Here is a 13890-nt window from a genome sequence, read left to right on the forward strand (position 1 = left end):
GCCGCACCCTGTGGGGGTGCGGCCCTTCGTCATGCGTGCCCGCGGACGGGCGAGGCATCAGTTCCGGATCAGAACGCAGCCTCGTCGAGCTCCATCAGCGACAGGTCGGTCGCCTTGGCGATGGCCAGCTCGGCGGTGATGCGGGGCAGGTTGGTGGCGGCGAAGAACTGCGCCGCGGCGACCTTGCCCTGGTAGAACGCGGTGTCCTTGCCGGCGTCGCCGTCGAGCTTGGACAGAGCAACCTCGGCCTGGCGCAGCAGCAGCCACGCGCAGACCACGTCACCGAGCGCCATCAGCACGCGCGAGGTGTTGAGGCCGACCTTGTAGATGTTCTTGATCTCCTCGGCCGACGACATGAGGTCGTTGATCATGTGGCCGACGAGGTCGTTGGCGTCCTGAAGGGCCTTGCCGAGCAGCGCGCGCTCGTTCTTGAGGCGGGCGTCGCCGGACTCGGCCGTCACGAACTTCTCGATCTCCTTCGCGACGTACCCGAGCGCACGGCCCTGGTCCTTGACGATCTTGCGGAAGAAGAAGTCCTGGCCCTGGATCGCGGTGGTGCCCTCGTAGAGGGTGTCGATCTTGGCGTCACGCACGTACTGCTCGATCGGGTACTCCTGCAGGAAGCCGGAGCCACCGAAGGTCTGCAGGGACTCGGTGCCCAGCAGGGTCCAAGAACGCTCGGAGCCGTAACCCTTGACGATCGGGAGCAGCAGGTCGTTGATCGCGACGGCCAGCTTGGCCTCGTCGGAGTCGCTGCGACCCTCGTGCTCGGCCAGGTAGACCTCGTCCTGCCAAGTGGCGGTGTAGATGACGAGGGCGCGCATGGCCTCGGCGAACGACTTCTGCGTCATCAGCGAACGACGCACGTCGGGGTGGTGGGTGATGGTGACGCGCGGTGCGGTCTTGTCGGCCGACTGGGTCAGGTCGGCGCCCTGGACGCGGGTCTTGGCGTACTCGAGCGCGTTCAGGTAGCCGGTCGACAGCGTCGCGATGGCCTTGGTGCCGACCATCATGCGGGCGTTCTCGATGACGTCGAACATCTGCGCGATGCCGTTGTGGATCTCGCCGACGAGCCAGCCCTTGGCGGGCTCGCCGCCGCCGACCTGCGGGTCGCCGAAGGTGACCTCACACGTGTTGGAGACCTTGATGCCCATCTTGTGCTCGACGTTGGTGACGTAGACGCCGTTGCGCTCACCGGTCAGCTCGCCGGTCTGGTGGTCGAAGTGGTGCTCGGGCATCCAGAAGAGCGAGAGGCCCTTGGTGCCGGGGCCGCCCGCACCCTCGACGCCCTCGGGGCGCGCGAGAACCAGGTGCATGACGTTCTCGACCATGTCGTTGGTGGCGGAGGTGATGAAGCGCTTCACGCCGGTGATGTTCCAGGAGCCGTCCTCGTTCGGGACGGCCTTCGCGCGGCCGGCGCCGACGTCGGAACCGGCGTCGGGCTCGGTGAGGACCATCGTGCAGCCCCACTGGCGCTCGACCATGATCTCGGCGACGCGCTGGTCGCGCTCGACGCCGTTGGAGTTGTTCCAGAGCACGCCCGCGAACGGGGCGCCGGCGGCGTACATCCACACCGGGGCGTTGGCGCCGAGCACCATCTCACCCAGGGCCCACACGACCGACGGGGGAGCGGGGGTGCCGCCCAGTTCCTCGCGGATCTGCAGGCGCCAGAACTCGGCGTCCATCCAGGCCTTGTAGCTCTTCTTGAAGGACTCGCCGAGGGGGGCCGAGTGCGTCTTCGGGTCGAAGACGGGCGGGTTGCGGTCGCTGTCCTCGAAGGAGGCGGCCAGGTCCTCGCGGGAGAGACGCTCGACCTCGGCCAGCACCTCACGAGCGGTGTCGCCGTCGACCTCGGCGAAGGGGCCCTTGCCCAGGACCTCGTCGCGTCCGAAGACCTCGAACAGGTTGAACTCGATGTCGCGCAGGTTGCTCTTGTAGTGGCTCACAGCCCCATCCGTTTCTTCCTCGGGACGCCGACCTCGGCGGCCGGTGCGGAACGTTTACTCGCGAGTAATACCCACGAGTAACTTAATTGTGCCCCCCTGAACGGAGGTACGCAAGGGTCCTTGGTGATCCGGTCTGGACTGGCGTGTCGGCGGACCCCCTGGTGCAGCCCTCTCGCTCCGTCGGGCAGGTCTGGTCCGGCGGTCCCGCATCCCGGAGAGCTCCTTGCGGCGGCTGCCGTGCACCGTAATGTTCATTAACCAAAGTGACTTTGTCCGGACGGGCGACCGTGGGTCGTCCCCGCTCGAGGGGTGTACGTGCGCCAACTGATCGTGCTCGGCTTCGTCGGTTTCCTGGCGCAGCTGATCGACGGCTCGCTCGGCATGGCCTACGGGGTGACGTCGTCGACCCTCCTGATCGCCGCGGGCGTCGCACCGGCCGCCAGCTCCGCCGCCGTCCACTTCTCCGAGATCGGCACCTCGATGGTGTCCGGCATCAGCCATGCCCGCCTCGGCAACGTCGACTGGCGCACCGTCGGGATCCTCGCGGGCCCGGGATTCGTCGGTGCCTTCGCCGGCGCGACGCTGCTGGTGAACCTCGACGGCGACGTCGCCAAGCCTGTCGTCGCCGTGATCCTGCTGCTCCTGGGCCTCTACGTGATGTGGCGTTTCCTCGTCCTGGGCGGCCGTCGTCCTGAGTTCAAGGGGCGCCCCTCGGCAGGGATGCTCGTCCCGATCGGCCTCGTCGGCGGCACCCTCGACGCCGTCGGTGGCGGCGGCTGGGGACCGGTCGGCACTACCTCGCTCCTCTCCTCGGGCCGCCTCGAACCCCGCAAGGTGATCGGCTCGGTCGACACCTCTGAGTTCGTCGTCGCAGTGGGAGGCTCGCTCGGTTTCCTGCTCGGCCTCGGGACCGCGGGCATCGACTGGGCGATCGCTGCGGCCCTGCTCGTCGGCGGTGTCTTCGCGGCCCCGCTGGCCGCCCTCGCGGTGCGGCATCTCCCGGCGCGGGTCCTCGGCGTCGGCGCCGGCGGACTGATCGTCGTCACCAACTCCAACACGCTGGCGAAGGTGGCTGGTCTGGACGGCTCGGGGCAACTGGGACTGCTCGCCGTCGTGGTCGTGGCGTGGATCTCGCTGCTCACCTGGGCCGTGCGTCAGGAACGTGCCTCCCGTACGACGAAGCCCGGCGACGACGCGGCCGCTGCTGCCTGACCTCTCGCGGCGTGCTGCGGGGCGGTGCGGGTCTCGGAGCGGCATCAGAAGTCGATCAAGTCGACCGACTGACTGCACTGTCTCGGCATTGGAGGGGGTTGTCTGTCAGACTTGACCCATGCGCGTCTCCGCCAAGTCCGACTACGCCCTGCGAGCCCTCATCGAGATGGCCGGTGGCAACGACGGCAAGCCCGTCTCCGCCGAGGAGCTCGGTCGTCGTCAGGAGATCCCGCACGGATTCCTGCAGGCGATCCTCGCTGACCTGCGCAAGTCCGGCGTCGTCGTCTCCCAGCGTGGCCAGTCCGGCGGATGGCGTCTCGCGCGTCCGGCTGAGGAGGTCTCGGTGGCCGATGTGATCCGCGCCGTCGACGGCCCGCTCGTCTCGGTCTACGGCCTGCGCCCCGAAGCGGTCGAGTACAACGACTCCGCCGCCGTCCTCCAGCACGTCTGGATCGCGGCCCGCAGCGCCCTGCGCGACGTCTTCGAGACCGTCTCCATCGCGGCGCTCGCCACCGGCGAACTGCCCGAGCAGGTCACCTCGCGCACCGCCGACGAGGACGCCTGGCAGCCGCACTGATCGGCAGCCCCCACACTCAGCACGAAGGCCCGTTCCCCTCAGGGGGAGCGGGCCTTCGTCGTCGGTGCGGGTGAACGCTCCGGACGTCATAGGAATCGGGGGCTGGGCCCCACGATTCCTATGACGTCCCGGGGAGGGGCCGGGAGGCGCGAGCAACGGAAGGCCAAGCGCGGGCCGACGGCGTCAGCAGCAGCACCAGGACGGCCAGGCCTGCCGCAGCTGTCACGAGCTGGCCGATCGCCACGGTGAGCAGCGAGAGCGCCGACAGCGTCACCAGCAACCACCAGGCTCCCGCGCTCCCTCGCAGCACGAGGAAGGCAGTGACGCAGGCGAGCCCGAGGAACACGAGCGGCACGCTGAGGCCCAGGATGATCGTCGTCGCGTGCGGCAGCGCTGCGGTCTCGTCGAACGCGTCCCAGAGCTGGGGTGAGGAGAGCAGGAAACCTCCCACGATCGCGGCCATGGCGGCGCAGAGCACTGCCGACACCCACGTCACCACGACGGCGGCCACGACCGTGCCGGGTGCAGGCCGGCGGCCGGCTGCGGGCGTCCAGCCGGCGGAGACCCAGGTGTCCTCAGGGAGGGAAGTCATGAGCCAATTCGAGCACGCGGGCCGCGCGCCCGCAGTGGTTCAGTGCTGACGAGGACGTGTGGTGAGCCACGTGACGAGCGGGCGCAGCGCCTCCCAGTCGGCCCTGACTCGCTCCACCAGGTCGGCGTCGAGGGCGTCGGACTCGAACCCGTAGGGACGCCCGACGTAGAGCTGCTTGTGGCGCAGCAGTGCGATCCGGGGATGCTGCTTGTCGTAGCCGCGCGGAGCGGTCTTGAGCTGCTCGCCCGAGACCTCCCAGCCGTCGGCGCGGTACCCGTCGAGCAGAGCCTGGAGTTCGGCGCCGTACTCCTCGTCGACCATCGCCTCACGCACCGCAGCGAGGCGAGCCGAGTTCGCGTCGTAGAAACCGCCGCCGACGCGGGTGCCGCGCGGGGAGATCTCGAAGTACCACCCCACGGCGCCCACCTCGGGCACGCCGACGAAGGCACCTTGGTGGGTCTTGTACGGAGACCGGTTCTTCGCGAACCGCACGTCGCGGTGCGGACGGAAGATCTTCGCCGCCCCGAACTGTGCCTCCAGCGCCTTCATCAGCGCCGTCATCGGTTCACGGACGGCCTCCTTGTAGACGTGCTTGTTGGCCTCCCAGAACTGCTTCGTCGGCTCGACCTCGAGGTCGTCGTAGAAGTCGAGGGCGGCGACGGGGAATCCGGTGAACTGCACGCTGCCAGCCTACGGGGCGGCCGAGGTCAGAGCTCGCCGCTGGTGAGCCGCTCCAGGACGGCCACGCCGGTCACGCCCGACGGGTCGGTCGGGACGTCGCGTCCCAGGGTGCGCTCGCGGGCGGCGAACATCGACGAGAGCCAGAGGGTGTGCACGGCGAACGCGCGCGCGTACGGGTCGATCGGGTGGGCGCCCGGGGGCTGGGGCGCGGCGGCGAAGGCCTGGGACATCCGGCTCAGCGCCTCGATCCAGCGGTGGGTGGCGTGGCCGGCGATGTCCAGCGGCCCCGAGCCCAGGTGGGTCACCAGGGGGTGCGGGATCGGGTCGTCCCCCTCGGCGCGGTCGGTCCAGCCGGCCGCCGTCATGGCGTCGATGGCGGCGCGCAGCGCGACGGTGACGGGCTCGTCGACGGGGCGTGCGACGACCTCGGTCACGAAGGCCTCGATCCACTCGTCGACGTAGGACAGCATGATCGATGCCTTCGAGCCGAAGTGCAGGTAGATCGTGCGCACGGCGACGTCCGCGGCAGCGGCGATCTCCTCGATCGAGGTCTCCTCGTAGCCCTTCGCGCTGAACAGGCTGTCGGCCGCGCGGCCGATGCGGCGCCGCGTCTCGGCCTTGCGTCGGCTCTGGCGGTCGCTGGGGGCAGGGGAGGAGGTCACGGCGCGAGTGTAGATCCCGGCTCATTTAGTGCAGTGATGGCATTACTAGTACTTTGGTAGTACATGCGGGCGTGGGCGCAACAGGTGCGTGCCGCTTCGGGACGCGCGTACGAACGACCATGGAGGTCATGGATGAAGCAGTTCCGAACCCCTGTGCTGGTGGCCGCGTGCGCGCTGGCCCTGGCGGCGTGCGGCGAGGGGACGGACGAGGCGACGACCGCCTCGTCGGCAGGTTCGCTGGGTGCGGCCAAGGCGGTCGTCGTCGACTACCTGGGCGCGACCTTCTCCGGGGACGCCCGCGCCTGCGACCTGGAGACCGAGTCCTTCTCGGCCGCGCAGAACGAGGAGCTCGGCACGAAGGACTGCACCGAGCGCGTCGAGGCGATCAAGGTCATGCTCACCGACGGTGAGCCCCTGTTCGACGTCGAGAAGGCCGTCGTCGAGGTGACCGAGGAGGGCGAAGGCGCCCTGGCGAAGGTCTCCCACGAGACCGAGGACCTGGGCGGCACGTACCGTCTCGTCCTGGTGGACGGCGACTGGAAGATCGACGGAGAGGTCGCCGGCGACGACGCGAGCGCCGGCGACGACGCGAGCGCCGGCGACGACGCGAGCGCCGGCGACGACGCAGGCAGCGCCGCCCCGGGCTCCGGCGAGCCGAAGAAGGTCTCCGAAGACGAGGCCAAGGCCCTGGAGAAGGCCTTCTGCGCCGTCGGCGTCGGCACCCCGCGTGCCGAGGTCGAGGCCATCCTGGGCGAGCCGACTGCTGAGGCCGTCGACGACGACGGTCAGGTCGAGGTCGACTGGCGCTACAACCAGGACTCCTACACCGTCTGGTTCGACGACGCGGACCAGGTGGCCTCCTCCTCCAGCAGCACCCCGCGTGAGGGCGACGTCTGCGAGGGCTGAGAACGACGCTGGCCGGAGTGCGGCCGAGCAATGACGAAGGGCGCCACCCGGTGGGTGGCGCCCTTCGTGCTGGAGCGGACGACGAGACTCGAACTCGCGACATCGACCTTGGGAAGGTCGCGCTCTACCAACTGAGCTACGTCCGCAACACCGCAGTTGCCTGCGGCTGAGGCGACCATACCTGATTCGTCAGGCGAGGCGGTCCAGGGTGGGGTGCTTCGGTGAGACGGTGTCGCCGGAAGACTTTCCGGTCAGCCGGCGACCGATCCACGGGCCCAAGAACTCACGGGTCCAGCGGGCGTTCTCCGTCAGCGACTCCTTGCGCGAGAGCACCGGCATCGGGTCGACGGGGAGACGCTCCAGGGCGTGATCGATGCCGAGAGCCTCGAGGACCTTCATCGCCATGTACTGGTGGCCGGCGGAGTTGAGGTGCATCCGGTCGGTGTCCATGTGCGGTGCCAGCTCGATGTCGCGCATGCGCCACTGGTCGACGAGGACGGTGCCGTGCTTGTCGGAGATCTCGCGGGCGAACTCGTTGAAGAGCGCCATCCGGCCGCGGGTGGCCTTGTAGATGCCGTACGAACCCGGGTCGAAGAGGGTGAACATAGCGACCGTCGCACCGGTCGCGGTGAGTCGACCGATCGCCTCGTCGTACTTCGCCGCGAGGGCGTCGAGGTCGACCTTGGGGCGCAACACGTCGTTGCCGCCGCCGTGGATGGTGATCAGGTCGGGCTGCATCGCGATCGCGGCGTCGACCTGCTCGTCGATGATCGCGGGCAGCTTGCGGCCCCGGATCGCGAGGTTGGAGTACCTGAACTCTTCGTCCATCTCGGCGAGTGCGAACGCGACCCGGTCGGCCCAGCCGCGCAGCCCGTTGGGGCGGGTCGGGTCGTTGTCGCCGACGCCCTCGGTGAAGGAGTCACCCAGTGCCACGTACCGCTTGAAACTCATGCCGCCCATCATCGCGCGTCGACACACGTGGACGGAACTCGACCGAGGGGACCGTGAGCAGGGTGGCGAGGCGTCGCTCCGGGTAGGGTTCGTCCGTGCTTCTCTCTGACCGCGACATCCTGGCCGAGATCGACGCGCAGCGCATCGCGCTGGAGCCGTGGGACCAGGAGATGCTGCAGCCTTCCAGCATCGACATCCGTCTCGACCGCTTCTTCCGCGTCTTCGAGAACCACCGCTACCCGCACATCGACCCGGCCGTGGACCAGTCCGACCTCACCCGTGAGGTCGCGACCGAGGGTGACGAGGCGTTCATCCTGCACCCGGGCGAGTTCGTGCTGGGCTCCACCTACGAGACCGTCAGCCTGCCCGACGACGTCGCCGCGCGCGTCGAGGGCAAGTCGTCGCTGGGCCGTCTGGGTCTGCTGACCCACGCCACTGCGGGCTTCGTCGACCCGGGCTTCTCCGGTCACGTCACCCTGGAACTCGCGAACGTCGCGACGCTGCCGATCAAGCTCTACCCGGGCATGAAGATCGGTCAGCTCTGCTTCTTCCGGCTCTCCTCGCCGGCCCAGCACCCGTACGGTTCGGAGAAGTACGGCTCGCGCTACCAGGGTCAGCGTGGCCCGACGCCGTCGCGTTCGTACACGAACTTCCACCGCACCGAGATCTGAACACCGAGATCTGAACACCGTGACCTGAGCCCCGCCTTCGGGCTGTTGCTGCGACAGGCCCTCGTCCCTTCCGGGACGGGGGCCTGTTCTGCGTCGTGGGAACTTTTTTCGACCCGGCTGTTCCCATCAGTCGCAGACTATGGTTAGGCTTACCTTAGTAAGTTGATCCTCACTTCGGACGAGAGAACTCCGCCATGACCTCCATGCCCGCCACCGGCCCCGCCGCGGGCCCGACGGGTGTCGCCGAGGCCGGCCGCGTCGCCACACCGACCGACCTGCAGGCGAGCGCGAGGCACGCAGTCACGTGCACGGCAGAGTTCCACGGACATCGTTCGGGCCACTCGCCCGAGCGACCCACGACCGGACGTTCCGGGGACCGCGAAGTCGTCCGCGGTCACCGGAACGAGAGGGTGCCTACCCACGCACGCGAGGCTCGGGGGCCTCGTAGGACGGTCTGAGGGGGCTGTCCGACCCGTAAACAGCAACAGCCCGTCGTCCCACTCCGCAGGGTGGTGGCGACGGGCTGTTGCCGTGCGGGGTGCCGTCCGGCCTCCACGGCCGGACGGCACCCGCGATCAGGTGGTGATCACCGCCGGACGGGAGTCATGCCGGACAGGCATCACGCCGGGCAGGAATCACTTGGAGGTGTGGTCGAACGTGTTCTCGTGGGCCACGACGCCGTCGCGTTCCAGGGACTCACCCTCGACGTCGACGTTCGGCAGGATCTTGTCCAGCCACTTCGGCAGCCACCAGGCCTTCTCGCCCAGCAGGTACATCAGGCCGGGGATGAAGGTCATGCGGATGACGAAGGCGTCCAGGGCGACAGCAGCAGCGAGCGCGAAGCCCATCGACTTGATGATCGCGTTGTCCTGGAAGATGAAGCCGCCGAAGACGGCGATCATGATCGCGGCGGCCGCAGCGACCACACGAGCCGAGTTGCGGAAGCCGTCGACGACCGCCTCGCGGGCCGAGGCGCCGTGGACGTGGGCCTCACGCATGCGGGTCACCAGGAAGACCTGGTAGTCCATCGCGAGACCGAAGACCAGACCGATCAGGAAGATCGGGATGAAGGCCACGATCGGCTGACCCTCGAGGAGGCCGAAGGCGCCCTCCTGGAAGATCGCCACGGTTGCACCCAGCGTCGCCAGGACCGAGAGCAGGAAGCCAAGGGTCGCGGTCAGCGGGACGAGGATCGAGCGGAAGACCAGCATCAGCAGGATGAAGGCCAGGCCCACGACGACGGCCAGGTAGACCGGCAGGGCGTCGGCGAGCTGCTCGGAGACGTCGACGGTGATCGCGGTCAGACCGGTGATGCCCATGTCAGCGCCGGTGGCGGCCATGATCTCGTCCTGGCCCGCACGGAGCTCGTGCAGCAGGTCCTCGGTGGCCGCGTCCTGCGGACCGGTGGTCGGGACGGCCGCGATCATCGCGCCCTGTTCGGCCGAACCGTCGGGGTTGATGCCGCCGGCCAGCATGGCCTGCTGGACACCGTCGTGCCCCGCGACCCACTCCTGGACCTGGGTGTACGCGCCGGCGCGCTCGGCCTCGGGGAGGTCGCGACCGTCGACGACGAAGAGGAACATCGCCTCCTGGCCCGGACCCCACGCCTCGGCGATCAGGTCGGACGCCTTGCGCTGCGTGGTCTCGGACGCAGCGGTGGAGTCGGTGGGGAAGGCGAGGTGCATGTTCTTGATCGGGATCGCCAGGGCGCCCAGCGCCACGACCACCAGCAGCACCCACGCCAGCGGCGCCTTGCCGACCAGGCGGGCCCAGCGGACGCCGTTGTTGACGATGTGCTGCTTGCCGTCGGCGCCGGTCTCGGTGCCGGGGACGTACTTGCGCACGCGGCCGGCAAAGGCCTTCGACTTGAGCATGCCGAGAATCGCGGGGAGCAGCGTCAGGGACGCGACGACCGCGACGACGACGGCGAACGCGGCCGCGACACCCATCGAGGTGAGGAACGGGATGCCGACGACGCCGAGCGCGCCGAGCGCGATCATGACCGTCAGGCCGGCGAAGACGACGGCCGAACCGGCGGTGCCGACCGCGAAGCCGACGGCGTTCTCGCGACTGTCGGTGTGGCGCAGCTCGTCACGGTAACGGGCGAGGATGAACAGCGAGTAGTCGATGCCGACCGCGAGGCCCAGCATCGTGGCGAGCATCGGGGTGGAGGAGCCGATCTCGGTGAACGCGGTGAGGGCGTAGATGCCCGCCATCGAGGCAGCGACGCCGATGATCGCGATCAGGATCGGCAGGCCGGCGGCAGCCAGCGAGCCGAAGGTGATGACCAGGACGACCAGCGCGATGCCGATGCCGATCAGCTCGGCGGTGGCTCCGGCCTCGACGACCTGCATGGCCTGACCGTTGACCTCCGCCACCAGGCCGGAGTCACGCGCCTCGTCGATGACGTCGAGGACGTCGTTCTGGGTGGCGGGGAGGATCTCGGCGACCGTCGGCTCGTCGAAGACGAACGAGATCTTGCCGGTGCGCTCGTCGGTCGACAGGATCGCGGCCTGGTCGAGCATGCCCTTGGCCTGCGCGGTGGCGTCGGCCTCGCTGGCACCTGCCTCGACAGCCTGGCCGATCGCGCCCTGGAGCTGGGTCACGGGGGAGAGGATCGCCTCGGCGTTCTCGCCGATCTGCGGGGCCTTCTGCAGGTCCGCGACGAGGGCGTCGACCAGGGCCGAGTACTTCTCGTCGGTCAGCTTGCCCTCGGCGTCGCTGTCGGGGACGGCGACGACGACGGTGCCGGTGGGCGCCTCGGCGGAGGCGGAGTCCGGGAAGAGTTCGGCCTGCAGGTCAGCGGCCTTCTCGGACGGAATGCCGGGGATCGAGAACGAGTCCACCATCGGCTTGCCGAGGCCGCCGGCGATGCCGCCGAGGGCGGCGATGACCACGACCCAGGCGGCGAGGAAGAGAGGCCACTTCCTGAAGGCCGTCCGGCCGAGTCGGTAGAGCAGGGTTGCCATCGATTTCTTTCTGGTCGGTGCACGCGCGGTGCGGGTTGAGTGAGGAGCCCCGGCTCCTGCACGACGGGACGATCAGCCGATCAGGCCGAGCGTCTCCTCGAGCAGGTCCAGGAAGATCGCGGGGAGTTCGGTCTCCTCGTCGGCGACGAAGGCGTCGAGTGCCTCCTTGACCAGGGAGAGGATGAACATCACCAGTAGTCGTGACTGCCGGGCGTCGAGCGGGTTGCCGCGCAGTGCGCACAGGTCGGCGAACCGCTGGGCAGCGTCGGCGAAGCGGACGTGGGTCGCCTCCATGAGGCGGGGCTCGCGCAGCAGTGCGGGCAGGCGGGCGGCGTCGCCGCGACTGGTCGGTTCGGCTGAGATGAGGCCGGCGATGACGACGCCGAGGTCACGCATCAGGTGGCCGTGGGGCGCGCCGGCGACGAACTCCTCGACGAGCCCGCGCGGCATCGCGGGCGGGTTGCCCAGGACGGCGTCGAGCTTGCTGGGGAAGTGGTTGAAGACGGTGCGTCGCGAGACTCCGGCCTGGCTGGCGAGGTCGTCCATCGTGAAGCCGTCGAGCCCGTGGCTCAGGGTCAGTTCCTGGGCGGTCCGGGTGATCGTGGCCTCGAGTTCGCGGGCGCGCGCTGACTGGCTGTCGGGCCAGGCGGCCAGCCAGTCGTCGAGCGTTCGGGCGGAGGCCCGGGGCAGCGTTGCACTCTCAGTCACGAAGTGCAGTGTTGCACTCCCGCCCAAGGAGTGCAGAAATGCTGGTTGCCCGTGGGTAGGGCCACGGGACGTCGGCGGAGCTCGGAGAGGTGGACGGTCGGCGGTCGGCGACAGGATCAGGCCACCTGGTGGAACGGGTCGTGCTCGGCGAGCAGTTTGTCGATCCGGGCCTGGTCGACCCGCGCGTGCACGCTCTGGGTCTCCTGGTTGTCCCGCACGACCTTCGCCAACGTGAACGTCGAGGAGACGAGGAAGAGGCCGGTCATGCCCAGGAAGGCCCGTCCCCGCGTGCGGAACCCGACGCAGATGCGACTCAGGACTGCTTGCGCAGACTGCGCCTCAGGACTGCTTGCGCAGTTCGTGCTTCATGACCTTGCCCGTCGACGTCCGCGGCAGGCCGTCGGCGAAGACGATGTCGCGCGGCACCTTGTAGCCCGCGATCCACTCCCGGGCGTGCGCGATGATCTCCTCGCGGCTGAGCTCCTTGCCCGGTTCGGTGATCACGAACGCCCGAGGACGCTCGCCCCACTTCTCGTCCGGAACGCCCACGACGGCGACGTCGGTGATCGACGGGTGACGCAGCAGCGCCTGCTCCACCTCGACGGTCGAGATGTTCTCGCCGCCGGAGATGACGATGTCCTTGGCGCGGTCGCGCACCTGCAGGTAGCCGTCGGGGTACATGATGCCGAGGTCGCCGGTGTGGAACCAGCCGCCGTGGAACGCCTCTGCGGTGGCGGCGTCGTTCTGGAAGTAGCCGAGCATGACGGTGTTGCCACGCACCACGATCTCGCCGATCGTGGCGCCGTCGGCGGGGACGTCGTTCATGTCGAGGTCGACGACGCGGGCCTGCTGTGCCTGCACCATCCCGACGCCCTGGCGCGAGAGCAGGTCAGCGCGGTCTCCGGCCGGCAGCGTGGGCCATCCGTCCTGGTGCTCGCAGACGGTGATCGGGCCGTACGTCTCGGTGAGGCCGTAGACGTGGACGACGTGGACGCCGATCTCCTCCAGCGCAGCGATCACGGTGGGGGCCGGGGGAGCGCCAGCGGTGGTGATCCGCAGGCCGCCCTCGATGACATGGGCCTGCTCGGCGCCGGCGATCGTCGTGCAGACCGCAGGGGCGCCGCACAGGTGCGTGGTGCCGAGGTCGTCGATCGCGTGCCAGATCGCCTCGGCGCGGACCTCGCGCAGACAGATCTGGGTGCCGCCCGCGGCGGTGACCGCCCACGGGTTCGTCCAGCCGTTGCAGTGGAACGTCGGGAGCGTCCACAGGTAGCGCGTCGCCGGGGTCAGTTCCTGGTGGACGACGTTGCCGAGGGCGGCCAGGTGGGCGCCGCGGTGGGAGTACATGACGCCCTTGGGAGTGCCTGTGGTGCCGGAGGTGTAGTTGAGCGAGATCACCGCGTCCTCGTCGGCGACCTCCCACGAGAACCCGCCCTCGGGGAGGACGGCGGCGCCCGTCCAGTCGGCGTACTGGTCGGTGACGGTGCAGCTGCCCGACGGCGCCAGGCCCGACTCGGGGTCGTTGGCCTCGACGACGCGGACCAGCGACGGGACGTCGTCGCGGATTCCTTCGATGCGCTCGATGAGCTCGGTGTCGACCACCAGCACCGTTGCGCGGCAGTGGTTCAGGATCGTGGAGATCTCGGGCTTGGTCAGGCGGGTGTTCAGCATGACCAGCACCGCGCCCGAGAGTGGGGCGGCGAAGTGCGCGAAGACGGCCTCGGGGACGTTCGGCACGAGGAACGCGACGTGTTCGCCGGGTGCGGCGTCGGCAGTCAGGGCTGCGGCCAGACGCTGCGACTCGGCGGCGAACTCGCCGTAGGTGTAGCTGCGGTCGCCGTGCAGGACAGCGACCTTGTCGGTGAAGACCTCCGCCGAGCGCTCGAGGAAACGCAGCGGGGTCAGTTCGGAACGGTTGGCACGGGCGGGACGGACGGGTGCGTCGACCGCCTCCGTGCGCAGGGAGGCTGAGGGGGTCACGGGGCTCTCCGGGTGTCCTTGCTCCGGTCGGGAGC

Annotated in this window: 13 protein-coding genes and 1 tRNA gene; 4 read left to right on the plus strand and 10 right to left on the minus strand. The window is 69.3% G+C overall.

What is annotated here, in order from left to right; genetic code table 11:
- Positions 1 to 68: 68 nt before the first annotated feature.
- Entirely contained in the window at positions 69 to 1946 is a 1878-nt protein-coding gene (locus EOV43_RS01270) for an acyl-CoA dehydrogenase (RefSeq protein WP_128219327.1), read from the minus strand.
- 315 nt (positions 1947 to 2261) lie between these two features.
- Here EOV43_RS01270 and EOV43_RS01275 point away from each other — a divergent pair, with 315 nt between their 5' ends.
- A complete protein-coding gene (locus tag EOV43_RS01275) occupies positions 2262 to 3158 on the plus strand; it encodes a sulfite exporter TauE/SafE family protein (RefSeq protein ID WP_128219328.1) in 897 nt (298 codons plus the stop codon).
- Between the two features lie 118 nt (positions 3159 to 3276).
- The gene (locus tag EOV43_RS01280; RefSeq protein WP_128219329.1) at positions 3277 to 3735 is read left to right on the plus strand and encodes an RrF2 family transcriptional regulator; all 459 of its coding nucleotides are present in this window, start codon (positions 3277 to 3279) and stop codon (positions 3733 to 3735) included.
- 118 nt (positions 3736 to 3853) lie between these two features.
- On the opposite strand, the gene EOV43_RS01285 is transcribed toward EOV43_RS01280, so the two are convergent.
- The 3 genes from EOV43_RS01285 to EOV43_RS01295 are packed head-to-tail and all read right to left on the minus strand — an operon-like array spanning position 3854 to position 5670.
- Positions 3854 to 4327, minus strand: a complete 474-nt coding sequence (locus EOV43_RS01285) for a hypothetical protein (protein ID WP_128219330.1) — start codon at positions 4325 to 4327, stop codon at positions 3854 to 3856.
- A 39-nt stretch (positions 4328 to 4366) separates the two neighbouring features.
- Positions 4367 to 5008: a DUF2461 domain-containing protein gene (locus EOV43_RS01290; protein WP_128219331.1), complete on the minus strand. Its 642-nt coding sequence runs from the start codon at positions 5006 to 5008 to the stop codon at positions 4367 to 4369.
- Positions 5009 to 5034: 26 nt separating this feature from the next.
- Positions 5035 to 5670, minus strand: a complete 636-nt coding sequence (locus tag EOV43_RS01295) for a TetR/AcrR family transcriptional regulator (protein ID WP_164878601.1) — start codon at positions 5668 to 5670, stop codon at positions 5035 to 5037.
- A gap of 132 nt (positions 5671 to 5802) precedes the next feature.
- Between EOV43_RS01295 and EOV43_RS01300 the strand changes: the two genes are divergently transcribed.
- Positions 5803 to 6576: a hypothetical protein gene (locus EOV43_RS01300; protein WP_128219333.1), complete on the plus strand. Its 774-nt coding sequence runs from the start codon at positions 5803 to 5805 to the stop codon at positions 6574 to 6576.
- Between the two features lie 70 nt (positions 6577 to 6646).
- Here EOV43_RS01300 and EOV43_RS01305 read toward each other — a convergent pair.
- Positions 6647 to 6722: transfer RNA gene (locus EOV43_RS01305), tRNA-Gly, on the minus strand.
- A 43-nt stretch (positions 6723 to 6765) separates the two neighbouring features.
- The gene (locus tag EOV43_RS01310) at positions 6766 to 7527 is read right to left on the minus strand and encodes an SGNH/GDSL hydrolase family protein (protein ID WP_128219334.1); all 762 of its coding nucleotides are present in this window, start codon (positions 7525 to 7527) and stop codon (positions 6766 to 6768) included.
- A 95-nt stretch (positions 7528 to 7622) separates the two neighbouring features.
- Between EOV43_RS01310 and dcd the strand changes: the two genes are divergently transcribed.
- Positions 7623 to 8198: a dCTP deaminase gene (gene dcd, locus EOV43_RS01315; RefSeq protein WP_128219335.1), complete on the plus strand. Its 576-nt coding sequence runs from the start codon at positions 7623 to 7625 to the stop codon at positions 8196 to 8198.
- 635 nt (positions 8199 to 8833) lie between these two features.
- Here the strand turns inward: dcd and EOV43_RS01320 are convergent.
- The 4 genes from EOV43_RS01320 to EOV43_RS01335 form a co-directional block, all read right to left on the minus strand.
- Positions 8834 to 11167 carry an MMPL family transporter gene (locus EOV43_RS01320; protein ID WP_128219336.1) on the minus strand — a complete coding sequence of 778 codons (2334 nt, stop codon included), beginning with the start codon at positions 11165 to 11167 and terminating at the stop codon, positions 8834 to 8836.
- A gap of 72 nt (positions 11168 to 11239) precedes the next feature.
- Positions 11240 to 11875 (minus strand): TetR/AcrR family transcriptional regulator, encoded by a 636-nt coding sequence (locus EOV43_RS15795; protein WP_277745767.1) that lies wholly within the window; start codon positions 11873 to 11875, stop codon positions 11240 to 11242.
- A 116-nt stretch (positions 11876 to 11991) separates the two neighbouring features.
- Positions 11992 to 12192: a YiaA/YiaB family inner membrane protein gene (locus EOV43_RS01330; protein ID WP_338323500.1), complete on the minus strand. Its 201-nt coding sequence runs from the start codon at positions 12190 to 12192 to the stop codon at positions 11992 to 11994.
- 22 nt (positions 12193 to 12214) lie between these two features.
- Positions 12215 to 13855, minus strand: coding sequence for an AMP-binding protein (locus EOV43_RS01335; protein WP_128219338.1), 1641 nt, complete (start codon positions 13853 to 13855; stop codon positions 12215 to 12217).
- Positions 13856 to 13890 lie beyond the last annotated feature (35 nt).

It is taken from the genome of Nocardioides yefusunii, from assembly GCF_004014875.1.
GTDB classification, from domain to species: domain Bacteria; phylum Actinomycetota; class Actinomycetes; order Propionibacteriales; family Nocardioidaceae; genus Nocardioides; species Nocardioides yefusunii.